This is a genomic window from Pseudomonas sp. 58(2021) (genome assembly GCF_017491585.1).
Classification (GTDB): Bacteria; Pseudomonadota; Gammaproteobacteria; order Pseudomonadales; family Pseudomonadaceae; genus Aquipseudomonas; species Aquipseudomonas fluorescens_BT.
Window position 1 is genome coordinate 15,232 of sequence record NZ_JAFGYZ010000024.1, and the last position, 25,077, is coordinate 40,308.

The window sequence follows — 25,077 nt, forward strand, 5'->3', positions numbered from 1 at the left end:
GCTAGCTCCCTCATAAGAATTACGCCTGAAGATGATTCCGCGTCATGGCATCACCGGCGGCGTATACGCCAGCGTCGTCCCCAGCGCCCACAGCAACAGCAGCACCAGCGGCGTGTGCACCAGCAGTTGCACGAAGGAGAAGCCGATCAGATCCCGCGCCTTCAATCCCAGTACGCCCAGCAGCGGCAGCATGTAGAACGGGTTGATCAGGTTAGGCAGGGCTTCGGCGGCGTTGTAAATCTGCACGGCCCAGCCCAGGTGGTATTTCAGGTCGGTGGCCACCTGCATCACGTACGGCGCCTCGATGATCCACTTGCCGCCCCCGGACGGAATGAAGAAGCCGAGAATCGCCGAGTACACACCCATCAACAACGCATAGGTGTCGTGGGACGCGATGCTGACGAAGAAAGTCGAGATGTGGTGGGCCAGAGTCTGGGCATCGGTGCCTTTGACGGTGGTCATCAGCGCGGCAATCGAGCCGTACAGCGGGAACTGGATCAGCACGCCGGTGGTGGTCGGCACCGCCCGCGCCACCGCATCAAGGAAGCTGCGCGGGCGCCAGTGCAGCAATGCGCCGAGCATGATGAACAGAAAGTTATAGGTGTTGAGCCCGGAAATCGCGGTGATCGCAGGTTTGGTCGAGAACTCGTGGAACAGCCATCCGGCTGCCAGTAGCACCAGCACAATGATCAGCAACGGACTGTGCTCCAGCCATTCGCCGGGGCGGGTGCGCGGTTGCAGCGGCGGCAGGTTGAAGGCCGGGTCGATCCCGCAGGCCCTGGCATCGCGCGCCGAGTTCGGGCCGGGCGCGGTGGCGTAGGCGATGATGATCGAGATCACCACGAGCGCCAGCAGCATCACTCCCGACTGCCAGAGGAAAATCGTCTGAGTGAATGGAATCACCCCGGTAATCGACAGGATCGACGGTGGCAGGCTGGCGGGGTTGGCCTGCAACTGCGCGGCAGATGACGACAGGCCCAAAGCCCACACGGCGCCGAGGCCAAGGTAGGCGGCGGCGCCGGCGGCGCGGTAGTCCATTTTCAGGTCGGTACGGCGGGCGAGGGCGCGTACCAGCAGACCGCCGAACACCAGCGACAGACCCCAGTTCAGTAGTGACGCGACCATCGAGATCAGCGCAACCCAGGCCACGGCCGAGCGTCCGTTTTTCGGGATCCGCGCCAGACGATCGATCAGCTTTACGGCGGGTGGCGAGCTGGCCACCACATAACCGCCGATCACCACGAAGGCCATCTGCATGGTGAACGGGATCAGGCTCCAGAAACCGTCGCCGAACGCCATGGCGGCGTCGGTGGGTTTGGCGCCCATGACCAGGGTCGCCAGCGCGACGATGATCACCGCCAGCGCGGCGAAGACCCAGGAGTCGGGAAACCAGCGTTCGGCAAAACTTGAACAGCGCAAGGCAAAGCGCGCAGAGCGGCTATCTTCGATATCAACGGCCACGGGAGTACCTCGGATTTTTATGTTTATTGTGGTCTTCGGGGCTTGGCCGGCCCGTCTGGACAGGTGCTAACAGTAAATCAACCGGTGGATTTTTGTGACCGTGTTTCACTGAATCAGACTATGGTCTAACGGGTTGTCCGGCGGCCCGTTTGCGTAGACCATGGGCGCCTTGGTTTTTTGCCTGCCAGAGTTCTTTGCCATGACTGCCCAACCCACAGCCCGACCGGCGCCGTTCAGCCGTTCCGACTACAAGACCCTCGGCCTTGCGGCCCTGGGCGGGGCGCTGGAGATCTACGATTTCATCATTTTCGTGTTCTTCGCCCTGACCCTCAGCCAGCTGTTCTTCCCGCCGGAAATGCCCGAGTGGCTGCGCCTGCTGCAAAGTTTCGGAATCTTCGTCACCGGCTATCTGGCGCGCCCGCTGGGCGGAATACTGATGGCGCATTTCGCCGACCGGCTGGGGCGCAAGAAAGTCTTCAGCCTGAGCATCCTGATGATGGCGCTGCCGTGCCTGCTGATCGGGATCATGCCGACCTACGCCCAGATCGGCTATTTCGCACCGCTGTTGCTGTTGGCGTTGCGCATCCTGCAAGGCGCGGCAGTGGGCGGTGAAGTGCCGAGCGCCTGGGTGTTCGTGGCCGAGCACGCGCCGGCCGGGCATCGCGGTTATGCATTGGGCTTTCTGCAGGCCGGGCTGACCTTCGGTTATCTGATCGGCGCGCTGACTGCGACCTTCCTGGCACAAGTGTTCACCCCGGCCGAAGTGCTGGATTACGCCTGGCGTTATCCGTTCCTGCTCGGCGGAGTGTTCGGCGTGATCGGCGTATACCTGCGCCGATGGCTGAGCGAAACCCCGGTGTTCATGGCCATGGAAGCGCAGCGCGAGGCACGGGTCGAACTGCCGCTGCGCACCGTGCTGCGTGAGCATCGTCTGGCCATGCTGCCGGCCATGCTGCTGACCTGCGTGCTGACTTCGGCGGTGGTGGTGTTCGTGGTCATTACCCCGACCATGATGCAGAAAACCTTCGGCATGACCGCCGGCCATACTTTTGCGTTGAGCGCGCTGGGCATTGTGTTTCTGAACATCGGCTGCGTGATTGCCGGTCGGCTGGTCGATCGCATCGGCGCCTGGCGCACGGTCATGCTCTACAGCCTGTTGTTGCCACTGGGGATCGGCCTGCTTTACACCTGCCTGATCAGCGGCGGCGATTGGGTCGGTCTGGCCTACGCCATCGCCGGGTTGTGCTGTGGCGTGGTCGGTGCGGTGCCGTCGGTGATGGTCAGCCTGTTCCCGGCGCGGATCCGCGTCTCCGGGATCTCCTTTACCTACAACATTGCCTACGCCGCCTGGGCCAGTGTCACGCCTCTGCTGCTGATCGGTCTGATGCCCTGGAGCCCGTGGATCTGCGTGATGTTCTGCGCGGTGATGGGCGCGGTGGGCGTCGTCAGTGCGGCGTATTTCGGTTCGCGGATGCCGCGGGCGGAGCAGTGTCCGGTGGCCGGCACCGCCTGAGTTGTCGAGGCTTAACTATTTTTGTAGGACAAGCCTCGCGCGCTCTTCAGAAAAGATTTCCAAGGCCGATGGCTAGGCTGCATACCCGCTATCCATCCAGTCCATCGGTGCTTTCCCATGTTCAACAAACGCCTGAAGCAAGAGCTGGCGGCTCTTCGTGAAGAACTCTCCAGCCTTCTGCAAGTGAAGGAGAGCCTGGAAAGCGAGATGCTGGTGCTCACCCTTGAGCCCGACGGACGGATTCAGTCGGTCAACCAGAATTTCCTCGACGAAATGCTCTACAAGAGCCACGACCTGATCGGCCGCGCCATCGAAGACATCGTGCCGGCTCATGTGAAGTCAGACGAGTTTCATCACCGCTTCAAGGCTGCACTGACCCGTGGCGAGCATTTCGCCGGTGCTGTACGCCTTTTACGTGGCAATGGCGACGAAGCCTGGTTGCGCTCTATCGTGCAGCCGGTTCGCTCCTCGGATGGCCGGATCAAGCATTTCTCGATTTTCTCCAGCGACCTGACCCGCACCATCGAAGCCTCTCGCGAACACGAAAATCTGATCGGCGCGTTGGTGCGTTCGACTGCCGTGATCGAGTTCGACCTCAACGGTAACGTGTTGAGCGCCAACGACCGATTTCTTCAGGGCATGGGTTATAGCCTGGCGCAGATCAAGGGCAAACATCACCGCATGTTCTGTGACTCGGGCGAGTCCAACAGTGCCGAGTACCAGAATTTCTGGCGTCGACTGAACAACGGCGAGTTCGTGGCCGGACGCTTCAAGCGGATCGACAGTCATGGTCGCGAGGTCTGGCTGGAGGCGTCCTACAACCCGGTGCTCGACGCCAACGAAAAACTCTACAAAGTGGTGAAGTTCGCCACGGTGATCACCGATCAAGTCAATCAGGAACGGGCCGTCGCCGAGGCTGCCAACATCGCCTACAGCACCTCCTTGCAGACTGACAGCACCGCCCAGCGTGGCACCCGTGTGGTCACCGAGGCGGTCAACGTGATGCGCGATCTGTCCAGTCACATGCAAACCGCCGGCGAAGGCATCGAGGCGCTGAACGAGCAATCCCAGGTAATCGGCACCATCGTCAAGACCATCAGCGGCATTGCCGAACAGACCAACCTGCTGGCGCTCAACGCCGCCATCGAAGCCGCTCGCGCGGGTGAGCAGGGCCGGGGCTTTGCCGTGGTAGCCGACGAAGTGCGGCAACTGGCTTCGCGCACCAGCCAGGCGACCGAGGAAATCGTCGGCGTGGTGCGCCAGAACCAGGACATGGCACGCAACGCCGTGGCCCTGATGACCGACGGCAAGCAGCAGGCCGAACAAGGGCTGGCGCTGGCGGCAGAGGCCGGTACGGTGATCGTCGAGATTCAGGACGGCGCGCAGAAGGTAGTGAACGCGGTCGGTCAGTTCGCCAACCAGCTATCCAGCTGATGCCGCACGGGCGAAGGGGTGGTCTACGGCCATCCCTTCGTTGTTTTTATCCCGTTACAATCGGCTCTTTTTCCCGGAGCAGATCCCATGAGCGAGTCCTTTCGTCGCCCGGTTCCCCTGAACAAAGCCTATCGTTTGCTCAACCACGGGCCGACCGTGCTGGTCAGCGCCGCCCATGACGGGCGGCGCAACATCATGGCCGCTGCCTGGGCCATGCCGCTGGATTTCGAACCGCCGAAAGTGGCGGTGGTCCTCGACAAATCTACCTGGACCCGACAACTGCTCGAGGCCTCGGGCACCTTCGTTCTTAACGTGCCGTGCGTGAATCAGGCCGACATCGTGCAGACCGTCGGTTCGACTTCGGGCCTGGAAATCAATCGCGATCAAGGCCAGGACAAATTCCAGGCTTACGGCTTGCAGACCTTCGCAGCTGAACAGATTGATGCACCAATGCTTGACGGTTGTGTCGCCTGGCTCGAATGCCGGTTGCTGCCGGAGCCGCGCAATCATGAACAGTACGATCTGTTTCTGGCCGAGGTGATCGCGGCGCAGGCTGACTCGCGAGTGTTCAGCGATGGACGCTGGCACTTCGATGGGCATGACGGCCTGCGCACGTTGCACCATGTGGCCGGCGGGCATTTTTTGAAGATTGGCGATCCGGTGGATGGCAAGACGCTCGAGGTTTGAACGCCGCTTGGTGACAAGTCATGGCCGGATGTTGCAATACAAAAAAGGCTTACCTCTCGGTAAGCCTTTTTCAGTTGGCAGCGGTCAATCAATCCCCCAGCGCTACTCCTTCACGCCGTGGATCTGCTCCACCTGACAGCGTTGCCTTCCCCGCAGCATCCTTGACCCGCACGATAGCCTGGGTGCCGCTGGTCATGTCGATTTCGTTGACGGTGTGGCCCTTGTCCTTGAGTGCCTGGATCAGCGTCGGGCTGAACTGGCCCTGCTCCAGTTCTGTCGGGCCGTTGCGGCTACCGAAGTTGGGCAGGCTGATGGCGGTTTGCGGGTCGAGGTTCCAGTCGAGCAGGCCGACGGTGGTTTTGGCCACGTATTCGATGATCTGCGAGCCGCCGGGAGAGCCAACGGTGGCGACGAATTCGCCGCTGTTACGATCGAAGATCAGGGTTGGTGCCATCGATGAGCGCGGGCGTTTGCCGGGCTCCACGCGGTTGGCGACTTTCTGTCCGTTCTCTTCGGGGATGAACGAGAAGTCGGTCATCTGGTTGTTGAGGAGGAAGCCCTGAACCATCAGATGCGAGCCGAATGCCGCTTCGATGGTGGTGGTCATCGACACGGCGCCACCGAAGTCGTCCACGGCCACCACTTGGGAGGTGGAAATGCGCAGCGGCGAGCGATCCGGCGCATAGGCAACCTGTATGCCCGGCGGTGTACCGGGTTTGGCGCTGCCCATGCTGCGTTCGCTGATCAGGCTGGCGCGGCTGGCCAGGTAACCCGGATCGACCAGGCCTTTGACCGGTACCGGCACGAAGTCGGTATCGGCTACGTATTGCGCGCGGTCGGCGTAGGCCAGACGCTCGGCTTCGGCGATCAGGTGCACGACTTGCGGTGCAGGTTCGATGCCGGCGGGCTTATCGGTCTTCACAGGCTTGAGCGGCGTCAGGGACAGGCGCGGATCGCGGGTTTCCAGTGCCTGCAAGGTGCCGAGGATTTGCGCGACTGCAATCCCGCCCGATGACGGTGGCGGCATCCCGCAAACCTGCCAGCGTTTGTAATCGGTGCACAGTGGCGCACGCTCCTTGGCCTGATAGTGCTGAAGGTCGTTCAGCGACAGGCTGCCGGGGTTGGCGTGGCCCTGAACCTTGGCCACGATTTCTTCGGCGATCGGGCCTTTGTACAGCGCGTCTGCGCCTTCATTGGCGATGCGCTTGAGCACGGCGGCCAAGGCAGGGTTTTGCAGTCGTGTGCCGACAGCTTTGACGCTGCCATCGCTGTTGAGGAAATACCTGGCCATATCCGGCGAACGACGCACCACCGGGTCGGATTCCAGCAGAGAATGCAGGCGCGGGGAGATCGCAAAACCCTGCTCGGCCAGTTTGATTGCCGGCTCGAACAACGTCGCCCACGGCAAGCGGCCATGCTTTTTGTGCGCCAGTTCCAATGCACGCATCACGCCCGGCGTGCCGACAGAGCGTCCACCAATCTGCGCCTGCGGGAACGGCATCGGTTTGCCGTCGGCCTGCAGAAACAGCTTCTCGGTCGCGCCGGCCGGTGCGGTTTCGCGACCGTCGTAGGTGCGCACCTGTTTGCCGTCCCACAGCACGATCATCGCGCCGCCGCCGATCCCTGAGGATTGCGGTTCGACCAAGGTCAACACGGCTTGCATCGCAATGGCTGCATCGATGGCCGACCCACCTTTACGCAACATCTCGCGACCGGCTTCGGCGGCCAGCGGATTGGCAGCGGCGGCCATGTGTTTTTCGGCGTGGCTGGCTTGCAGGCCGGTGCGGTAACCGGAGGCGGCTTCCGGAGCCAGCGGCAAGGTCGAGGAGGGCGGTGCGTTGCAGGCGGCGAGGGTGATGGCGCTGACGATCAGGGTCAGGGCGGGCAGGCGAAAGCGGTTCAGGGGCAGGGCTGGAAACACGCGGGGCTCTCCGTCCGTGGGATAAAAGTCTGATGGACTGTATCGGCCGACCGTGCAGGACGCAAACCATCGGCGTGTTTGTCCTTCATGCCTTGGCGAATTTTCTGTAGGGTCAGAGCCAATAGTGAAGCCAGAACAATCAACAAGAGGCCGCCATGCACAACGCATTTCCGACACAGCCCAGCTACCGCGAACAGCGCGAGCGATTTCTTGCCGCCGCGAAGGTGGCCGGTGCCATGCTCTATTCGTACGCGCATCCGCTCAACGGGCCGTTTGGCGAGTCTTTGAGTACCGAGGTCGCGGTGCTGGGGGATCCATCGGCCAAACGGCGTCTGGTGGCGCTCAGCGGCACCCATGGGGTTGAGGGCTATTACGGTTCGGAGTGCCAGATCGACTGGCTGAAGCATTTCACGGCGGACTCGCTGCCCAAGGATGTCGCGGTCGTGATGATTCACCTGATCAACCCGTGGGGCACGGCATGGCTGCGGCGGGTCAACGAAGACAACATCGACCTCAACCGCAATCACCTGGATTTCAGCCGACCGCTCCCGGACAACCGCGCTTACGCGGCGCTGCATGAGATCTACGTCTGTACCGATTTGAATGGCCCCGAGCGGCAAAAGGCTGATGCCTTGCTGGATGCGCAAATTGCCGAGCGCGGCTGGCCGGCCGTCATGTCGATTGTCGAGGGCGGCCAGCACAGTCATCCCGACGGCCTGTTCTTTGGCGGACTCGCGCCGAGCTGGTCGAATCGCACGCTACATTCAATCATCGAGAATCATTTGGCCGGTGCTGAAACCGTGATGTGCTTCGACCTGCACACCGGCGCCGGCGAGTATGGCCATCCGATGTTGCTGACGATTACCCAGGCACCGTATCCGGCGTTGTCCCGGGCGCAATCGATTTACGGCCCGTGGCTCTACACGCTGCATACCGGTGCCGAAACCCTGAGCGAAACCGGTGTTGCAGCGACCGCTACCGGTTACACCTCGCAGGCACTGCTCAATGCGTTGCCGAATGTGCAGTTGATGCCATTCGTGATCGAGTGCGGGACCTATCCGGGGCCGGACGTGCATCGTTACCTGCGCGACGATCACTGGCTGCATCTGCATGGCGATCCGCTGGATGCGACGGGGCGCGAAATCAAACTGAATCTGCTGGAGCAGTTTTATCCGGCAGATCCGGACTGGCGGGCGATGGTCGGTTTGCGCACGCGGCAGATCTGGGCGAAAGGGCTGGCTGCACTGGCCGAGTAAAAGAATGTGCGGGCTGGTGATGGCCGGCACTTTTCTCGAGGCATAAAAAAACGGCCTACCTTTCGGTAAGCCGTTTTTAGTACTTGGTGGCTACACAGGGACTTGAACCCCGGACCCCAGCATTATGAATGCTATGCTCTAACCAACTGAGCTATGTAGCCAAGTGGCGCGCATTATTCCCCTGAAATGGAAAAGCGTCAAGCGTAAATTCAAAATATTTCTTCTTATTTTCAACCGCTTATCCTCCCGCGCCGAAAATCGGGGCGGGAGGGGCTTTCAACGCAGCTGAAATCTTCCGGTGTTGGCACTCAAGGCATGGCTGCCCTGACTCAACGTGTCCGCCGCAAGGTTCACCGCCCGAGCACCTTCGAGCAGGCGAACCGCCGCCTGATCCACCTGCTGGATATTGCCGCTGACCTCATCAGCGGTGCTCGCCTGTTCTTCGACCGCCGTGGCGATCTGGGCGAGGGTGTCGGTGACGCTCTGCACGGCGCTGGCGATTTCCCCCAGGCGTTCGCCCAGCCCGGTGACGGCTTCGGCATCCGACTGCGCCTGGCCGCACGCTGCTTCCATCAGGCTTACCGCTTCGTTGACCGTATTGCGCAGACTGTCGACCGTGTCGGCAATCTGTGCGGTAGACGATTGCGTGCGTTGTGACAGGCTGCGTACCTCGTCGGCCACCACGGCAAAACCGCGACCCTGTTCACCAGCGCGAGCGGCCTCGATGGCGGCGTTGAGCGCCAGCAGGTTGGTCTGTTCGGCGACGCCACGAATGGTGTCGACCACCAACTGAATCTGCTGCCCTTGCTCGCTGACCCGACCGAGTGCTGCTGCAGTCTCGTTCAAGCGCTGATTGAGTTGTTGAATGCTCGCCGTGGTGCGCTGGCTGTCACGGCTGCTGTCGGCAGCGATGCGCCGGGTGTGCTGGGCGCTGCCGGAAGCCTGTTCGCAACTCTGCGCCACACCTTGAGACGTCGCCGCCAGTTGCGTGGCCGCTGCGGCGATCTGGCTGATCTGCAATTGCTGTGCTTCCACTTCGCTGAGGGCGCCACTGGAGTGCTCGTTAAGGCTGCGCACCGCATTGCTCAGTTGCGAAGTCTCGTGATCGACACCCAACAGGCTGGTGCGCAACTGCACGACGGCCACGTTGAGCGCGGTGCTGATCGACGCCAGTTCATCACGGCCCACGACCGGCACTTGCAGGCTCAGATTACCGTCGCGCAAGGCTTCGGCGAGCAGCGTGATGCCGCTGGCGCTGCGGCGGATCGAGGCTTGCAGGCAAACGAACAAGTACAGTGCCGCCAGCAACAGGCAACCGAAAATCGCCGCGACAATAATGAACTGACGAATCGCCGATCCATGGTAGTCATCCAGCCGCTGGTCCAGTGACACCAGCGATTGCTGGCGCAGCGTGGCGAGGTTGCCGAGCAGGGCATCGAGAGTGCGCTCGAATTCGTCAGGCTTGAGATTGATGCTGCCGCCGAACACGCCGTCATCCAGCACTTTCAATCCGGTATCCAGTTGCTTGAGGCTGTCGTGATACTGCCCGGCCCAGCCTTGCAGGGCTGGCGGCAGACGCGCTTCGAGCAGGCCCGCAGTTTTCACCAACTGCTCGCGGGCATCGCCGATGCGGCTGCGCAGATCACGCAGTTGCAAGCGACTTTGCAGAGTGAATTGACCGGACACTACAGAGGCTTGGCCGACGGCTGCCAGTCGGCCGACCCGTTCGATCAGGTCTGGTGCGTGCTGGGTGGAAATCTGCGTCAGCAGATAGGTTTCCAGCCACGGCGCGAGGATCAGGCGATTGTCCATCGCGATTTGTTCGCGCAATGCTTGCAGGGCGCTGAGGGCGTTGGTGAAGCGATCGTAACCGTCCGGCCACCAGCCGACGCCGGCCAGGCTCTTGGAGTCCAGAGTGCCGAGCGCGGTTTGCAGGGCTTGATAGCGGACCAGGGTTTCGCCTTCCGCACCTTCGGCTTTCAACGCGTTACCCAGATCCAGTGTGGCCTGAGCGACCGCAGGTTGCACGGAATCGAATGCAGCCATGGCGGCGAGGGTGGCGGGCGTCGGCTGACGATTGGTTTCCGTGGCGCGCCAGCGGGCAGCGCGATCACGCTGGGCGGCGAGAAGATTGTCGAGTGCATCGAGGGCGAGCAACTGCCGCACACCGGCACGTTCGCCAGCGATCAGATTGAGTTTTTCGCGGTAGTCCTGGCCGATCATCAACAGGCTGCCGGCCAATGGCAGGATAAACAGCAGAAACAACAACTGGAATTTACGCGCGAAGCCAAACCGCCCCAGCAGCCCGATCCCCGGTGATAAAAAAGCCTGCATGCCTCATGACTCCTCTGGACACCACGCACCATCGGCGTGCATCGCGATCGTTGCGACCGGGATTGGTGCCCTGCTAAAAGGCCTCGAAAGTTCACCCTTGCCCGCTCTGTAGGCAGGCTCTGTAGCGAAACTTCCCATTCTCGATGCCCTTTGTAAGGGCGCCGCGTTCAAGCGGATAAGCAAGGCAAGATTCAGACCATGGCTTTGCGCTATCACTTGCGCCGCGATGGAAGAATAGTTCGTTAGCTGGCTAAGGGGATGGCGCTGGCGCACCGAAAAATGGCACATTGACGCACCTGCCTGCGTGCACTCATCTGCTGTACGGAAACTCCCATGGCTATCAGCAACGTTCAGACCGCCGCTACGTCGGCGTCCGCTCCGCCCCAAAGCAGTCCTCTGGTGATGCGCATCATCGGCGCGGTGGCGCTGGCGCATTTGATCAACGACCTGATCCAGTCAGTGCTGCCGTCGATCTATCCGATGCTCAAGGCCAACTATGGCCTGAGTTTCACCCAGGTCGGCCTGATTACCCTGACCTTTCAATTGACTGCTTCGCTGTTGCAGCCGTGGGTCGGTTATCACACCGACCGGCATCCGAAACCGTGGCTGCTGCCGGCAGGTTCCGTGTGCACACTGATCGGCATTGTGATGATGTCGATGGTGGGCAGTTTCCCTCTTATCTTGCTGGCGGCGGCGTTGATCGGCATTGGCTCTTCGACCTTCCACCCCGAAGCTTCTCGTATCGCACGGCTGGCCTCCGGTGGACGTTTTGGTCTGGCGCAATCGACGTTTCAGGTCGGTGGTAACGCCGGTTCGGCATTCGGCCCGTTACTGGCGGCGGCGATCATCATTCCTTTCGGGCAGGGCAATGTGGCTTGGTTCGGACTGTTCGCGGTGTTTGCGCTGTTCGTGCTGTATCGCATCAGCCGCTGGTACGCCCATCACCTGAACCTGTTCAAGCTCAAGGCTGGCCAGGCCGCCACTCATGGACTGTCGAAGGGCAGGGTGATCAGCGCGCTGGTGGTGCTCGGGCTGCTGGTGTTCTCCAAGTATTTCTACATGGCCAGCCTGACCAGTTACTTCACCTTCTACCTGATCGAGAAGTTCGACCTGTCGGTGGCAAGTTCCCAGCTGCATCTGTTCCTGTTCCTCGGCGCGGTGGCGGCGGGCACATTCTTTGGCGGGCCGATTGGCGACAAGATCGGGCGCAAGGCAGTGATCTGGTTCTCGATCCTTGGTGTGGCGCCGTTTACCTTGCTGATGCCGCATGTCGACCTGTTCTGGACCAGCGTCCTCAGTGTGGTGATCGGCTTCATCCTGGCTTCGGCGTTTTCGGCGATCGTGGTATACGCGCAGGAGCTGGTGCCAGGCAATGTCGGAATGATTGCCGGCGTGTTCTTTGGGCTGATGTTCGGTTTTGGCGGGATTGGTGCGGCGTTGCTCGGGCATCTGGCGGACATTCACGGCATCGAGTACGTGTACTTCCTGTGCTCGTTCCTGCCGCTGTTCGGGGTGCTGGCGATCTTCCTGCCGAGAACCCAAAAGGCCTGACAGGCTGAATGTCGGGCACAAAAAAGCCGCGTATCAACGCGGCTTTTTCTTGGGTGCAGCTTTTACACGTTGAAGCGGAAGTGCATCACGTCGCCGTCCTTGACGATGTAATCCTTGCCTTCCAGACGCCATTTCCCGGCTTCCTTCGTACCGGCTTCGCCCTTGTACTGGATGAAGTCGTTGTAGGCGATCACTTCGGCGCGGATGAAGCCTTTTTCGAAGTCGGTGTGGATCACGCCAGCGGCTTGCGGTGCGGTGGCACCGACGCGGACGGTCCAGGCGCGGACCTCTTCGACACCGGCGGTGAAGTAGGTCTGCAGGTGCAGCATTTCGTAGCCGGCGCGGATCACGCGGTTCAGGCCAGGCTCTTCCAGGCCCAGGGCCTCGAGGAACATGTCTTTCTCTTCGCCGTCGTCCAGCTCGGCGATTTCCGCTTCGATCTTGTTGCAGACCGGAACGACCATCGCGCCTTCTTCTTCGGCGATGGCCTTGACTACGTCCAGGTGCGGGTTGTTCTCGAAACCGTCTTCAGCGACGTTGGCGATGTACATGACCGGCTTGGTGGTCAGCAGGTGGAAGCCCTTGATGATCGCCTTCTCGTCAGCGCTCATGTTCTTCATCAGGCTGCGCGCAGGCTTGCCTTCGGTGAAGTGCGGGATCAACTGCTCCAGCAGGGCCTTCTGGGCCACCGCGTCCTTGTCACCGCCCTTGGCGTTGCGCGCAACTTTCTGCAGTTGCTTCTCGCAGCTGTCGAGGTCGGCGAAGATCAGTTCCAGGTCGATGATTTCGATGTCGCGCTTCGGGTCGACGCTGTTGGAAACGTGGATCACGTTCTCGTCTTCGAAGCAGCGCACCACGTGAGCGATCGCGTCGGTTTCACGGATATTGGCCAGGAACTTGTTGCCCAGGCCTTCACCTTTCGACGCGCCGGCCACCAGGCCTGCGATGTCGACGAACTCCATGGTGGTCGGCAGGATGCGCTTCGGATTGACGATTTCCGCCAGAGCGTTCAAGCGTGGATCCGGCATCGGCACGATACCGCTGTTCGGCTCGATGGTGCAGAAGGGGAAGTTCTCGGCCGCGATCCCGGATTTGGTCAGGGCGTTGAACAGGGTGGACTTGCCGACGTTAGGCAGGCCGACGATGCCGCAATTGAATCCCATGGTGTTTCCCCTCGGATTAGAGTCAGGCCTTCTGGCTGTGCAGGTTTTTCATCGCGCGGTTCCATTCACCGGCGAGGATATCCGGCAGCACGCCGAGGGCAAAGTCGATGCTGGCATCGAGTTTTTCCTGTTCGGCGCGTGGCGCACGACCCAGGACGAAATTTGAAACCATACTGGCGACGCCCGGGTGGCCGATGCCAAGCCGCAGGCGGTGGAACGTATTCTGATTGCCCAATTGCGCAATGATGTCGCGCAACCCGTTGTGACCGCCATGGCCGCCGCCGACTTTGAGCTTGGCGACGCCCGGAGGCAGATCGAGTTCGTCGTGCGCCACCAGGATTTCTTCGGGCTTGATGCGGAAGAAACCGGCGAGTGCCGCCACGGCCTGGCCGCTGCGGTTCATGTAGGTGGTGGGAATCAGCAGACGAACATCCTGACCCTGATGCGAAAAACGCCCGGTCAGGCCGAAATACTTGCGATCGGCCACGAGATTCACGTTCTGTGCGTGGGCGATGCGCTCAACAAAAAGGGCCCCTGCGTTATGCCGGGTCTGCTCGTATTCAGCGCCTGGATTTCCCAGGCCAACGATCAGTTTGATGGCAGTCACGATAGGGGCCCTTCCTTTGAGTGGTGGATAACATCGCCGCGATCAGGGAAGGCGGCGAAAGTGGACGAAAAATGCTCATTTACCATGGATGTAAACTCCGCGTTCCCGCCCGCTTTCTCGCTACGTTCCAGTCCGCGATGTTACCTGCTCACTCAGGCATGACAGAGTGAATTACTCTGCTGCGCCTTCTTCGGTAGCTTCTGGAGCAACACGTGGAGCGTGGACGTTGGCAACAGCCTTGTCATCGCCGTGTGCCAGAGCAACGAACTCGACACCTTTAGGAGCTTTGAGGTCCGACAGGTGAACGATGGTGCCGATTTCAGCGTTAGCCAGGTCGACTTCGATGAACTCAGGCAGGTCTTTCGCTTCGCAGGAAACTTCGATTTCAGCAACAACGTGCGAGATCTCGCCGCCTTTCTTCACTGGAGCAGCTTCGTTGATGAAGTGCACAGGAACGATTGCGGTCAGTTTCTTGCCGGCAACAACGCGGACGAAGTCAGCGTGCATCACGTGGCCTTTGGCCGGGTGACGTTGCAGAGCCTTGATGATCACGTTTTGCTTGGTGCCACCAACGTTCAGTTCGATAACGTGGCTGTAGGCAGCTTCGTTTTCGAGCAGTTTGGCAACTTCTTTGGCCAGCATGCTGATGGATTCAGGGGCTTTGTCGCCACCGTAAACAACAGCTGGAACCAGGGAGGCGAGACGACGCAGGCGGCGGCTCGCACCTTTCCCCAGGTCGGAACGCAGTTCAGCATTCAAAGTAAAATCGTTCATTTTGTATCTCCAAAATAGCCATGACCGAGTGGCGTTTGCGACCAGCGCCGAACACGGTATGGGCAAAAAAGCCCCGCCCCGGCAGAGATGCCGGGGCGGGGCGCTTTTCGTCAACGAGACATTTCGAGAAGGGCAGGGCCCTTAACGGAACATCGCGCTGATCGATTCTTCATTGCTGATGCGGCGAACCGCTTCGGCAACAACCGGTGCGATATCCAGTTGACGGATACGTGCACAGGCTTGTGCTGCAGCGGACAGCGGGATGGTGTTAGTGACCACCAGCTCGTCCAGCACGGAATTTTCGATATTCTCGATGGCCCGACCCGACAGCACAGGGTGTGTGCAGTAGGCAAAGACCTTGGCTGCGCCATGCTCTTTCAGGGCCTTGGCCGCGTGGCACAGAGTGCCGGCGGTATCGACCATGTCATCGACCAGGATGCAGGTACGCCCTTCGACATCACCGATGATATGCATCACTTCAGAGTGATTGGCTTTCTCACGGCGTTTGTCGATGATCCCGAGATCCACGCCCAGGGATTTGGCAACGGCACGTGCACGCACGACGCCACCAATGTCCGGGGACACGATCATCAGGTTCTCGAAGCGCTGATCTTCGATGTCATCCACCAGAACCGGGGAGCCGTAGATGTTATCTACCGGAATATCGAAGAAGCCCTGAATCTGGTCAGCATGCAGATCAACCGTGAGAACACGGTCGATGCCGACTACGGTGAGCATGTCAGCAACGACTTTCGCGCTGATGGCCACACGTGCGGAACGCGGACGGCGATCCTGACGGGCATAACCAAAATAAGGAATAACAGCAGTGATACGAGTAGCCGAGGAGCGGCGGAAGGCGTCAGCCATCACTACCAGTTCCATCAGGTTATCGTTGGTCGGAGCGCAAGTCGGCTGAATAATGAAGACGTCTTTACCGCGAACGTTTTCATTGATCTCGGCTGTAATTTCGCCGTCGGAAAATTTACCGACAGAGATGTCACCGAGAGGGATATGCAGCTGACGTACGACACGCCGAGCCAGATCGGGGTTAGCGTTCCCCGTAAAGACCATCATCTTGGACACGCGCAGTACCTAGAGGCTGAGGGTAACCTGGATGAGTATAGAAAATGGCAGGGGCGGCTGGATTCGAACCAACGCATGGCAGGATCAAAACCTGCTGCCTTACCGCTTGGCGACGCCCCTGTATCTGTTGCTTTCAAGTGCCGGGCACTTGATTCCTTTAGAGCAGACTTTGCAGCTTGCGATGCAACATCGAAACGTTGCTTCCTTTCGCTACAAACCCTGTAAGGGTCTCTGTCAGAAGGGCCGAGACTTTATCAGCTTCAGCTTTGCTTGGGAAGCCCCCAAACACACAACTTCCAGTTCCGGTGAGTTTTGCCTCGGTAAAATTACCTAACAAATTCAATGCGTTACGTACTTCTGGATAACGCCTCGAGACCACCGGCAAGCAGTCATTTCGACTGTTTCCCTCGGGAACGGGGCGCACTTTAATGGGCGGCGTGTTACGTGTCAACAATGGATCTGAAAAAATTTCTGCCGTACTAACAGAGACTTGCGGAACGAGCACGACATACCACGGTTCGGCCGGCTCGACCGGGGTCAGTTTCTCGCCGACACCCTCGGCGAATGCCGCGTGCCCACGCACGAAGACCGGGACGTCCGCACCCAGGCTCAGGCCCAGTGCGGCCAGTCGATCGTCGTCCCAGCCCAGTTGCCACAAATGATTGAGACCAAGCAGGGTGGTCGCCGCATTCGAGCTGCCGCCGCCGATGCCGCCGCCCATCGGCAGGATCTTGTCGATCCAGATGTCGATGCCGAGCGAGCAGCCGGATTGTTCCTGAAGTTTTTGCGCAGCGCGCACGATCAGATTGCTGTCGTGAGGCACGCCGTCGAATTCGGTGTGCAGGCGAATCACGCCATCGTCACGCACGGCGAAGGTGATTTCGTCGCCGTAATCGAGGAACTGAAAAATTGTCTGCAATTCGTGATAACCGTCTTCACGGCGACCGAGAATGTGCAGCATCAGATTGAGTTTGGCCGGAGAAGGCAGCGTCAGGCGTGGAGCGGTCATGCTTATTGCCCCAATTTGCGCGGTTGCCAGGTCTTGATGACCAGCGTCACGTCCAGGTCGGTGCCGTGCAGCTTGATCCGCTCGGGCAGCCAGTAACCGTTCTGTTCGGCATAACCGAGGTACTCGACCTGCCAGCCGTCCTGTTCCAGATTGGCCAGGCGACTGTCGGCATCGAGTGTGAGGCGGCTTTTGCTGGCCGGAGCCGGCAGGCCGCGGACCCACCAGGCCAGGTTCGATACCGGCAACTTCCAGCCGAGCTGTTCTTCCAGCAGGACTTCCGGGGACTGCGCGTCGTAGCGGCCCTGGTTGGCGACTTCCAGCGAGACCTTGCCCGGGCGACCGGTCAGTCGTGCTGCGCCACGACCCAGCGGGCCGGACAGGCGGATGTCGTAGTAATCCTGGCGTTGCAGCCAGAACAGCGTGCCGCTGCCGGAGTCTTTCGGGGCGCGGATACCGATCTTGCCGTCGATCTGCCAGCCGTCGAGACCGGTCAGCTGCTGTTTGTTCGCGGCCCATTGTGCCGGGCTGCCATGGCCTTCGACGGATTCGCGGGCGCCGAAGCCCGCGCAACCGGCGAGCAGGGCGATGAAGCTGAAAACGATGACGTGGCGCAAAAACATGAGTTAAAGAGTCTCGGATCCGGTCAGGCGCTTGATGGTGCTGCGCAGGATAGTGCTGTCAGGCTGGTCCTTGAGGAACTTGCCCCAGATTTGTTTCGCTTCGCGCTGCTTGCCCTTGGCCCACAGCACTTCGCCCAGATGCGCGGCGACTTCGTGATCAGGGAAGCGCTCCAGCGCCTGACGCAGATATTTCTCCGCGTCATCCAGGTTGCCCATGCGGAAATTCACCCAACCGAGGCTGTCGAGTACCGCCGGGTCTTCCGGGTTGATCTGGTGAGCCTGCTCGATCAGTGTCTTGGCTTCGGCGTAGCGAGTCGTGCGGTCGGACAGGGTGTAGCCAAGGGCGTTGAGCGCCATGGCGTTGTCCGGGTCGCGTTTGATGATCAGGCGCAGGTCTTTTTCCATCTGCCCCAGGTCATTGCGTTTTTCCGCCTGCATGGCCCGGGTGTAGAGCAGATTCAGATCGTCCGGGTATTGCAGCAACGCCTGTTGCAGGGTTTTCCAGGCCTTGTCGCCCTGATTGTTGGCGGACAGGGTCTCGGCTTCGATCAGGTACAGCTGGATCGCGTAATCCGGCTGCGCATCACGTTCGGCGGCCAGTTTGCTCTGGGCTTCGGCGGTCTTGCCGTTGTTCATCAGAATATCGGCCTGACGCAGTTGCGCCGGCAGATAGTCGTTACCCGGGCCGACCTGGGCGTACTCGATCAGCGCGCCTTGCGGGTCGTTGCGTTCTTCGGCGATGCGACCCAGGTTCAGGTGGGCCGAGTCGACGTGGCTTTCACGGGCGATCAGGTCTTCCAGATAACCCTTGGCCTCGTCCCAGGCCTTGGCTTCCAGGCAGACCAGCGCCAGGGAGTAACGCAGTTCGTCGTCTTCCGGGTATTGCTGGACCAGCGTGGAGAACTCGACCTTGGCGTCGTCCATCCGGTCCTGTTCCACCAGCATCCGCGCGTAAGTCAGGCGCAGGCGCTTGTCTTCCGGATATTTCTTGATGTTCTTCTGCAGCAACGGCAGGGCTTCGTCGCCACGGTTCAGCCCTTGCAGCAGACGGGCACGCAGCAGGATCGGGGCGATTTCGCCGTCGTCCGGTGGATTGTCTTCAAGCAGGGTCAGCGCACCCTTGGTATCGCCGTCCTGCTGCATCAGCAGGGCCTTGCCGAAAATCAGCTGATTGTTGTGCGGGTGACGCTGCAGCAGACGGTCGAAACTCTTCATCAGACCGTTGCGGGTTTCCTGATCGGTGTCGGCGGCCGACAGCGCGAGGAAGTCGAAATGGGTGTCGCCCTTGCCCTGCAGGACTTTCTCCATGTAGACCATCGAGTCGTCATAACGCCCGGCGCGTGCCAGTTGCACGGCGGCGGCGCGTTGCGCTTCGAGGTCGTCGGGAGCATTTTTCGCCCAGATCAGCGCCGTATCCAGTGCCGGTTGATCCGCGCCCAGGTACTCGGCAATACGGAACGCCCGCTCGGAAACGCCCGGATCCTGAGTGTTGATCGCCTGGGTCACGTAGTTGTCCAGGGCAATATCGAAACGATTGCGCTGGCCGGCGAGTTCGGCGCTCAGCAGGCTGAAAACCGTTTCCTCGCTGAACGAGCTGTAAACCTTGGGCTTTTCAGGGGCCGGCGTGGTGTCTTCGACCGGCGGGGCGCCATCGTGCGAAACGGGGGCCAAGGCCTGGCAGCCGCTGAGGAAGACAAAAGCAAGGAGCAACGCGGAAGATCTATTCATATGGGAAGAGGACGACTAACCTGCGGTCGGATCATCATGACACAAGCCTTCGGCCAAACATAACCGAGTCTCGATTGTGGCCATTATAGGGGCCGGCAATTGGGACAATAGTCAGCGGTAGTTGTTCTGAATCTGACGAAGTAGGACAATTGCCGGCTTCACGTCACCATCAGCGACCTTGAATGGCCTTCCTTGCACTCGGTATCAACCACAAGACTGCTTCAGTAGACGTCCGCGAGCGCGTGGCCTTTACTCCTGAGCAGCTGGTGGAGGCCTTGCAGCAGCTCTGCCGAATCACCGACAGCCGCGAAGCTGCGATCCTTTCCACCTGCAATCGCAGTGAACTGTATATAGAACAGGATCAGCTTTCGGCCGATATCGTGCTGCGCTGGCTGGCCGACTATCACCATTTAAGCCTCGACGAGCTGCGCGCGAGTGCTTATGTGCATGAAGATGATGCGGCAGTTCGTCACATGATGCGCGTCGCCTCCGGGCTCGACTCGCTGGTGCTGGGCGAACCGCAGATCCTCGGCCAGATGAAGTCGGCCTACGCCGTGGCCCGCGAGGCCGGCACCATCGGGCCGCTGCTCGGGCGCTTGTTTCAGGCGACCTTCAATGCCGCCAAGCAAGTGCGCACCGACACTGCCATCGGTGAAAACCCGGTGTCCGTGGCGTTTGCTGCCGTCAGCCTGGCCAAACAGATTTTCAGCGACCTGCAACGCAGCCAGGCCCTGCTGATCGGAGCCGGCGAGACCATCACCCTGGTCGCCCGTCATCTGCACGAACTGGGAGTCAAGCGTATCGTGGTGGCCAACCGGACGCTGGAGCGTGCGAGTCTGCTGGCCGAACAGTTCGGCGCCCACGCGGTATTGCTGTCGGACATCCCGGCCGAACTGGTGCGCAGCGACATCGTTATCAGTTCCACCGCCAGTCAGTTGCCGATCCTCGGCAAGGGCGCCGTGGAGAGCGCGCTGAAGCTGCGCAAGCACAAGCCGATCTTCATGGTCGACATCGCCGTTCCCCGGGACATCGAACCGGAAGTCGGCGAACTCGACGACGTTTACCTCTATAGCGTCGACGATCTGCACGAAGTGGTCGCCGAAAACCTCAAGAGCCGTCAGGGCGCAGCGCAGGCTGCCGAAGAGATGGTCTCGGTCGGCGCCGACGATTTCATGGTGCGCCTGCGCGAGCTGGCGGCGGTCGATGTGCTCAAGGCCTATCGTCAACAGAGCGAACGCCTGCGCGACGAGGAACTGCAAAAGGCCCTGCGCTTGCTGGCCAACGGCGGCAACGCCGAAGACGTGCTGGGTCAGTTGGCCCGTGGCCTGACCAATAAACTCCTGCACGCCCCGAGCGTGCAGTTGAAAAAGCTTTCTGCCGAAGGCCGCCTCGATGCGCTGGCCATGGCCCAGGAACTCTTTGCCCTCGAGGGCTCACCGGATAGCTTTTCGGATAAAAAACCGCAATGAAAGCGTCACTGCTCAATAAGCTGGATATCCTCCAGGACCGTTTCGAGGAACTGACGGCGCTGCTCGGCGACGCCGAAGTCATTTCCGACCAGACCAAATTTCGCGCCTATTCCAAGGAATACGCCGAAGTCGAGCCGGTCGTCGAAGCCTATAAACAGCTGCTCAAGGCCCAGGCCGATCTGGAAGGCGCCCAGGCGCTGCTCAAGGACGGCGACCCGGACATGCGCGAAATGGCCGTGGAAGAAGTTCGCGAAACCAAAGAGCAACTCATCGAACTGGAAGCCACCTTGCAGCGCATGCTGCTGCCCAAGGACCCCAACGACGGGCGCAACGTGTTCCTCGAGATCCGCGCCGGTACCGGTGGCGACGAGGCGGCGATCTTCTCCGGCGACCTTTTCCGCATGTACTCGCGCTACGCCGAGAAACGCGGCTGGCGGGTGGAAATCCTTTCCGAGAACGAAGGCGAACATGGCGGCTATAAAGAAGTCATCGCCCGGGTCGAAGGCGACAATGTCTACGGCAAGCTGAAATTCGAGTCCGGCGCCCACCGCGTGCAGCGCGTGCCGGCCACCGAATCCCAGGGCCGGATCCACACCTCGGCCTGCACCGTGGCCGTGTTGCCGGAGCCGGACGAGCAGGAAGCGATCGAGATCAACCCGGCGGACTTGCGTGTCGACACCTACCGTTCCTCCGGGGCCGGTGGTCAGCACGTCAACAAGACCGACTCGGCGATCCGCATCACTCACTTGCCGACCGGCATCGTGGTCGAATGCCAGGAAGAACGTTCCCAGCACAAGAACCGTGCACGGGCGATGGCCTGGCTGTCGGCCAAGCTCAATGACCAGCAGACCACGGCGGCGGCCAACGCCATCGCCAGCGAGCGTAAATTGCTGGTGGGTTCCGGTGACCGCTCCGAGCGTATCCGTACCTACAACTTTGCCCAGGGCCGGGTCACCGACCACCGCGTCAACCTGACCTTGTATTCCCTGGACGAAATCCTCGCCGGTGGCGTCGAAGCGGTGATCGAGCCGTTGCTGGCCGAATACCAGGCTGACCAGCTCGCAGCGATAGGTGAGTAAATGACCATCATCGCCAGTCTGTTGCGCGCCGCCGAACTGCCAGACTCGCCCACCGCACGCCTGGATGCCGAATTGCTTCTGGCCGCCGCGCTGGGCAAGTCCCGCAGTTTTCTCCACACCTGGCCTGAGCGCATCGTGCCCAGCGAAGCCGCACTGGTGTTCGCCGAGTACCTGCAGCGTCGTCGCAGCGGCGAGCCGGTGGCCTACATTCTGGGTCAGCAAGGGTTCTGGAAGCTCGATCTGGAAGTCGCACCGCACACGCTGATACCGCGTCCGGACACCGAACTGCTAGTGGAAGCCGCACTGGAATTATTGTCGGCGGCCCCGGCCAGGGTTCTCGACCTCGGCACCGGCAGCGGGGCGATTGCCCTGGCCCTGGCCAGCGAGCGCCCGGCGTGGAGCGTCACTGCCGTGGATCGTGTGCTTGAAGCCGTGGCCCTGGCTGAGCGCAACCGTCAGCGTTTGCACCTGAACAACGTCACGGTACTGAGCAGTCACTGGTTCAGCGCCCTCGAAGGCAAGCGTTTCGAGCTGATCATCAGCAATCCGCCGTACATCCGCGCTGCTGATCCGCACCTGGTCGAAGGCGATGTGCGTTTCGAACCGGAAAGCGCCCTGGTGGCCGGCATCGACGGGCTCGACGATCTGCGTCTGATCATCGCTCAGGCGCCGGCACATCTGGAGGCCGGTGGCTGGCTGATGCTCGAACACGGCTATGATCAAGCTGAAGCCGTGCGCGATCTGCTGCTCACTCAAGGTTTCGAAGAAGTCCACAGCCGCACCGATCTGGGCGGCCATCAACGGATCAGCCTGGGGCGCCTGCCGTGCTGAATGATCAGGAATTGTTGCGCTACAGTCGGCAGATCCTCCTGCAACACATCGATATTGATGGCCAGTTGAAGCTCAAGGACAGCCGGGTGCTGATCGTCGGCCTCGGTGGTCTCGGTGCGCCGGTGGCCTTGTATCTGGCGGCGGCGGGTGTCGGTGAATTGCATCTGGCGGACTTCGACACGGTCGACCTGACCAACCTGCAACGCCAGATCATCCACGACACCGACAGTGTCGGCATGACCAAGGTCGACTCGGCGCTCAAGCGCCTGAGCGCAATCAACCCTGAAATCAAACTGGTGCCTCATCGTCAGGCACTGGACGAGGATTCTCTCGCCGCCGCCGTGGCTGCAGTGGGTCTGGTGCTCGACTGCTCGGACAATTTCTCCACCCGCGAAGCGGTCAACGCCGCGTGTGTGGCGGCGCGCAAACCGCTGGTCAGCGGCGCGGCGATCCGCCTTGAAGGACAACTGTCGGTGTTCGACCCGCGTCGCGCCGAGAGCCCGTGCTACCACTGCCTGTACGGTCACGGCAGCGAAGCCGAACTGACTTGCAGCGAAGCCGGCGTGGTCGGGCCGCTGGTCGGTCTGGTCGGCAGCCTGCAAGCGCTGGAAGCCCTGAAGTTGTTGGCGGGTTTCGGCGAACCACTGGTGGGGCGTCTGCTGTTGATCGATGCTCTGGGCTCGCGATTTCGTGAGCTGCGGGTCAAGCGGGATCCGGGATGCAGCGTCTGTGGTTCGCACCATGCGTGAGGCGCCGATCGCTGTATTCGATTCTGGCGTCGGCGGGCTGTCGGTGCTGGCGGAAATCCAGCATCTGCTGCCCAATGAATCGCTGCTGTACTTCGGCGATTGCGGCCACATTCCGTATGGCGAGAAAACCCCGGAATTCATTCGCCAGCGTTGCAGCGTGATGGCCGGTTTTTTCCGCGAGCAGGGCGCCAAGGCATTGGTGATCGCTTGCAACACCGCGACCGTGGCGGGCGTCGCGGATCTGCGGCGGGATTTCCCCGACTGGCCGATTGTCGGCATGGAGCCGGCGGTCAAGCCGGCGGCTGCTGCCACCCGCAGCGGCGTAGTGGGCGTACTCGCCACCACGGGCACCTTGCAGAGTGCGAAGTTTGCGGCGCTGCTCGATCGTTTTGCCACCGATGTGCGGGTCGTCACTCAACCGTGCCCCGGATTGGTCGAGCGGATTGAAAGCGGCGATCTGCACAGCGCCGAGTTGCGAGCATTGCTCAGGCACTACGTCAATCCGCTATTGGCCAGCGGTTGTGACACGATCATTCTGGGCTGCACTCACTACCCGTTTCTCAAGCCGATGCTCAAGTCGATGATCCCCGAGAGCATCAGCCTGATCGATACGGGCGCGGCGGTCGCACGGCAATTGCAGCGGCTGCTGGCCGCGCGTGATCTGCTCGCCGAAGGGCCAAACCGGCCGGTCAGATTCTGGACCAGCGCCGATCCCGAGTCTTTGCGCAGTACCCTGGTCCTGTTGGGCCAAGTCGCCGGCGATGTCGAAAAATTCACCTTGTAAAAAAAATGTGAAATATCTAAAAAGTCAGCTGAACTTCTGACCAAGCGCAGATTTCTATAGCGCAGAGTGACCTAAAAAACCAAACGATCGTTCCGGAAAAGGAAGTTTCAACGTGAAGCGACTATTCTGCTTGGCCGCGATTGCGGCTGCACTGATGGGGCAAAGTTTTACCGCACAAGCTGCTGGCGTCGAGTTTGCAGTGGGTGCCACCAGCGATTCGACCATGACTTATCGCCTGGGCATGAATTTCGATTGGGACAAGAGTTGGCTGCAAAGTGACGTGGGGCGTCTGACCGGTTACTGGAGCGGTGCTTACACTTACTGGGAAGGTGACAAGACCTCTGGCAACAACAGCCTGTCGTTCTCGCCGGTGTTTGTTTACGAGTTTGCCGGTCAGTCGGTCAAACCGTATGTCGAGGCAGGGATCGGCGTGGCGTTGTTCTCCAACACCGAATACGAAGACAACAAGCTCGGCGGCGCCTTCCAGTTCGAAGACCGCTTCGGTTTCGGCCTGCGCTTCAATGGCGGGCATGAAGTCGGGATCCGTGCGACGCACTATTCCAACGCCGGCCTGAGCAGCGACAACGACGGGGTCGAAAGCTACTCGCTGCATTACACGATGCCGCTGTAAGCATCCGGACAGTCCGTTCAAGAAAAAAGGAGCGCCAGGCGCTCCTTTTTTTTGTGCTCAGCGATACGCCGTGGCAATTCCCTGGCGTTCCTCAATGCATTCCGGTGCGCCCATTTCGAACTCGCGGCAGATCAGCGGGCGCTTCTCGTAGATGGTGCACATCATCGAGTCGCGATCCAGTGCGGCGCACCAGCCGTCGTCCAGACGCAACATCACTTCACCCCCCCAATCATCGGTATCGATGAAGCGCTCGGGCACACCTGTGTCGGTGATCAGCATGACTTCGAGCTGACAGCAGCAGGCTGCGCAGGTCGAACAGGTCACTGCGGGTTCGTCGATTGGCTGGAGAGGAATGGTCTTCATGGCCGCAGTGTACGGCAGCGAACCGCGTGC

At 60.7% G+C, this 25,077-nt stretch carries 22 protein-coding genes and 2 tRNA genes; 11 read left to right on the top strand and 13 right to left on the bottom strand.

Translation table 11 applies throughout. From position 1 onward, the window contains the following. Window positions 1-42 precede the first annotated feature (42 nt). Entirely contained in the window at window positions 43-1,461 is a 1,419-nt protein-coding gene (locus J5M72_RS23635) for a TIGR00366 family protein (protein ID WP_207867253.1), read from the bottom strand. Between the two features lie 199 nt (window positions 1,462-1,660). Between J5M72_RS23635 and J5M72_RS23640 the strand changes: the two genes are divergently transcribed. From J5M72_RS23640 to J5M72_RS23650, 3 genes are all read left to right on the top strand, one after another. Beyond that, window positions 1,661-2,974, top strand: coding sequence for an MFS transporter (locus tag J5M72_RS23640; protein ID WP_207867254.1), 1,314 nt, complete (start codon window positions 1,661-1,663; stop codon window positions 2,972-2,974). 117 nt (window positions 2,975-3,091) lie between these two features. Further along, window positions 3,092-4,408: a PAS domain-containing methyl-accepting chemotaxis protein gene (locus J5M72_RS29195; protein ID WP_169431918.1), complete on the top strand. Its 1,317-nt coding sequence runs from the start codon at window positions 3,092-3,094 to the stop codon at window positions 4,406-4,408. An 87-nt stretch (window positions 4,409-4,495) separates the two neighbouring features. Then, complete coding sequence (locus tag J5M72_RS23650; protein ID WP_207867255.1) at window positions 4,496-5,095, top strand: flavin reductase family protein; 600 nt, start codon at window positions 4,496-4,498, stop codon at window positions 5,093-5,095. Between the two features lie 88 nt (window positions 5,096-5,183). On the opposite strand, the gene ggt is transcribed toward J5M72_RS23650, so the two are convergent. Next, complete coding sequence (gene ggt / locus J5M72_RS23655) at window positions 5,184-7,016, bottom strand: gamma-glutamyltransferase (RefSeq protein ID WP_207867256.1); 1,833 nt, start codon at window positions 7,014-7,016, stop codon at window positions 5,184-5,186. A 155-nt stretch (window positions 7,017-7,171) separates the two neighbouring features. Between ggt and J5M72_RS23660 the strand changes: the two genes are divergently transcribed. Next, window positions 7,172-8,272 (top strand): DUF2817 domain-containing protein, encoded by a 1,101-nt coding sequence (locus J5M72_RS23660; protein WP_207867257.1) that lies wholly within the window; start codon window positions 7,172-7,174, stop codon window positions 8,270-8,272. Window positions 8,273-8,356: 84 nt separating this feature from the next. Here the strand turns inward: J5M72_RS23660 and J5M72_RS23665 are convergent. Continuing rightward, window positions 8,357-8,433 (bottom strand) — tRNA-Met (locus tag J5M72_RS23665). A gap of 115 nt (window positions 8,434-8,548) precedes the next feature. Further along, window positions 8,549-10,606, bottom strand: coding sequence for a methyl-accepting chemotaxis protein (locus tag J5M72_RS23670; protein WP_207867258.1), 2,058 nt, complete (start codon window positions 10,604-10,606; stop codon window positions 8,549-8,551). Window positions 10,607-10,939: 333 nt separating this feature from the next. Between J5M72_RS23670 and J5M72_RS23675 the strand changes: the two genes are divergently transcribed. Next, window positions 10,940-12,157 (top strand): MFS transporter, encoded by a 1,218-nt coding sequence (locus J5M72_RS23675; RefSeq protein ID WP_207867259.1) that lies wholly within the window; start codon window positions 10,940-10,942, stop codon window positions 12,155-12,157. Between the two features lie 62 nt (window positions 12,158-12,219). Here the strand turns inward: J5M72_RS23675 and ychF are convergent, their stop codons facing one another. The 8 genes from ychF to J5M72_RS23715 all read right to left on the bottom strand — a co-directional run bounded on the left by ychF (window position 12,220) and on the right by J5M72_RS23715 (window position 19,141). Next, window positions 12,220-13,320, bottom strand: coding sequence for a redox-regulated ATPase YchF (gene ychF, locus J5M72_RS23680; protein ID WP_085709288.1), 1,101 nt, complete (start codon window positions 13,318-13,320; stop codon window positions 12,220-12,222). A 22-nt stretch (window positions 13,321-13,342) separates the two neighbouring features. Then, window positions 13,343-13,927, bottom strand: a complete 585-nt coding sequence (gene pth, locus J5M72_RS23685; protein ID WP_007951726.1) for an aminoacyl-tRNA hydrolase — start codon at window positions 13,925-13,927, stop codon at window positions 13,343-13,345. Window positions 13,928-14,098: 171 nt separating this feature from the next. Further along, on the bottom strand, window positions 14,099-14,701 hold the full coding sequence (locus tag J5M72_RS23690; protein ID WP_169431912.1) for a 50S ribosomal protein L25/general stress protein Ctc: 603 nt from the start codon (window positions 14,699-14,701) through the stop codon (window positions 14,099-14,101). 141 nt (window positions 14,702-14,842) lie between these two features. Beyond that, on the bottom strand, window positions 14,843-15,784 hold the full coding sequence (locus J5M72_RS23695) for a ribose-phosphate pyrophosphokinase (protein WP_003171603.1): 942 nt from the start codon (window positions 15,782-15,784) through the stop codon (window positions 14,843-14,845). Window positions 15,785-15,829: 45 nt separating this feature from the next. Next, window positions 15,830-15,904, bottom strand: a tRNA-Gln gene (locus J5M72_RS23700). Window positions 15,905-15,941: 37 nt separating this feature from the next. Beyond that, on the bottom strand, window positions 15,942-16,793 hold the full coding sequence (gene ispE, locus J5M72_RS23705; protein ID WP_207867260.1) for a 4-(cytidine 5'-diphospho)-2-C-methyl-D-erythritol kinase: 852 nt from the start codon (window positions 16,791-16,793) through the stop codon (window positions 15,942-15,944). Between the two features lie 2 nt (window positions 16,794-16,795). Then, window positions 16,796-17,413, bottom strand: a complete 618-nt coding sequence (lolB, locus tag J5M72_RS23710) for a lipoprotein insertase outer membrane protein LolB (RefSeq protein ID WP_169431910.1) — start codon at window positions 17,411-17,413, stop codon at window positions 16,796-16,798. Between the two features lie 3 nt (window positions 17,414-17,416). Further along, complete coding sequence (locus J5M72_RS23715; protein ID WP_169431909.1) at window positions 17,417-19,141, bottom strand: tetratricopeptide repeat protein; 1,725 nt, start codon at window positions 19,139-19,141, stop codon at window positions 17,417-17,419. Window positions 19,142-19,323: 182 nt separating this feature from the next. Between J5M72_RS23715 and hemA the strand changes: the two genes are divergently transcribed. From hemA to J5M72_RS23745, 6 genes are all read left to right on the top strand, one after another. Further along, window positions 19,324-20,610, top strand: a complete 1,287-nt coding sequence (hemA, locus tag J5M72_RS23720) for a glutamyl-tRNA reductase (RefSeq protein ID WP_103306074.1) — start codon at window positions 19,324-19,326, stop codon at window positions 20,608-20,610. Continuing rightward, window positions 20,607-21,689 carry a peptide chain release factor 1 gene (gene prfA / locus J5M72_RS23725; protein WP_114885501.1) on the top strand — a complete coding sequence of 361 codons (1,083 nt, stop codon included), beginning with the start codon at window positions 20,607-20,609 and terminating at the stop codon, window positions 21,687-21,689. The genes hemA and prfA overlap by 4 nt, the downstream gene beginning before the upstream one ends. Next, the gene (gene prmC / locus J5M72_RS23730) at window positions 21,690-22,520 is read left to right on the top strand and encodes a peptide chain release factor N(5)-glutamine methyltransferase (RefSeq protein WP_207867261.1); all 831 of its coding nucleotides are present in this window, start codon (window positions 21,690-21,692) and stop codon (window positions 22,518-22,520) included. Next, window positions 22,514-23,269, top strand: a complete 756-nt coding sequence (locus tag J5M72_RS23735; protein ID WP_169431907.1) for a molybdopterin-synthase adenylyltransferase MoeB — start codon at window positions 22,514-22,516, stop codon at window positions 23,267-23,269. The genes prmC and J5M72_RS23735 overlap by 7 nt, the downstream gene beginning before the upstream one ends. Next, entirely contained in the window at window positions 23,262-24,053 is a 792-nt protein-coding gene (gene murI, locus J5M72_RS23740; RefSeq protein ID WP_207867262.1) for a glutamate racemase, read from the top strand. The genes J5M72_RS23735 and murI overlap by 8 nt, the downstream gene beginning before the upstream one ends. 112 nt (window positions 24,054-24,165) lie before the next feature. Continuing rightward, window positions 24,166-24,684 carry an acyloxyacyl hydrolase gene (locus J5M72_RS23745; protein WP_169431905.1) on the top strand — a complete coding sequence of 173 codons (519 nt, stop codon included), beginning with the start codon at window positions 24,166-24,168 and terminating at the stop codon, window positions 24,682-24,684. A 57-nt stretch (window positions 24,685-24,741) separates the two neighbouring features. Here the strand turns inward: J5M72_RS23745 and J5M72_RS23750 are convergent, their stop codons facing one another. Continuing rightward, window positions 24,742-25,047: a YkgJ family cysteine cluster protein gene (locus tag J5M72_RS23750; protein ID WP_169431904.1), complete on the bottom strand. Its 306-nt coding sequence runs from the start codon at window positions 25,045-25,047 to the stop codon at window positions 24,742-24,744. Window positions 25,048-25,077 lie beyond the last annotated feature (30 nt).

Coding starts and splice junctions, on each gene's coding strand:
- prfA (WP_114885501.1), top strand. CDS start 20,607: ATGAAAGCGTCACTGCTCAATAAGCTGGATATCCTCCAGGACCGTTTC.
- J5M72_RS23690 (WP_169431912.1), bottom strand. CDS start 14,701: ATGAACGATTTTACTTTGAATGCTGAACTGCGTTCCGACCTGGGGAAA.
- J5M72_RS23675 (WP_207867259.1), top strand. CDS start 10,940: ATGGCTATCAGCAACGTTCAGACCGCCGCTACGTCGGCGTCCGCTCCG.
- murI (WP_207867262.1), top strand. CDS start 23,262: ATGCGTGAGGCGCCGATCGCTGTATTCGATTCTGGCGTCGGCGGGCTG.
- lolB (WP_169431910.1), bottom strand. CDS start 17,413: ATGTTTTTGCGCCACGTCATCGTTTTCAGCTTCATCGCCCTGCTCGCC.
- hemA (WP_103306074.1), top strand. CDS start 19,324: ATGGCCTTCCTTGCACTCGGTATCAACCACAAGACTGCTTCAGTAGAC.
- ychF (WP_085709288.1), bottom strand. CDS start 13,320: ATGGGATTCAATTGCGGCATCGTCGGCCTGCCTAACGTCGGCAAGTCC.
- J5M72_RS23650 (WP_207867255.1), top strand. CDS start 4,496: ATGAGCGAGTCCTTTCGTCGCCCGGTTCCCCTGAACAAAGCCTATCGT.
- ispE (WP_207867260.1), bottom strand. CDS start 16,793: ATGACCGCTCCACGCCTGACGCTGCCTTCTCCGGCCAAACTCAATCTG.
- J5M72_RS23715 (WP_169431909.1), bottom strand. CDS start 19,141: ATGAATAGATCTTCCGCGTTGCTCCTTGCTTTTGTCTTCCTCAGCGGC.
- J5M72_RS29195 (WP_169431918.1), top strand. CDS start 3,092: ATGTTCAACAAACGCCTGAAGCAAGAGCTGGCGGCTCTTCGTGAAGAA.
- J5M72_RS23660 (WP_207867257.1), top strand. CDS start 7,172: ATGCACAACGCATTTCCGACACAGCCCAGCTACCGCGAACAGCGCGAG.
- prmC (WP_207867261.1), top strand. CDS start 21,690: ATGACCATCATCGCCAGTCTGTTGCGCGCCGCCGAACTGCCAGACTCG.
- J5M72_RS23640 (WP_207867254.1), top strand. CDS start 1,661: ATGACTGCCCAACCCACAGCCCGACCGGCGCCGTTCAGCCGTTCCGAC.
- J5M72_RS23750 (WP_169431904.1), bottom strand. CDS start 25,047: ATGAAGACCATTCCTCTCCAGCCAATCGACGAACCCGCAGTGACCTGT.
- J5M72_RS23670 (WP_207867258.1), bottom strand. CDS start 10,606: ATGCAGGCTTTTTTATCACCGGGGATCGGGCTGCTGGGGCGGTTTGGC.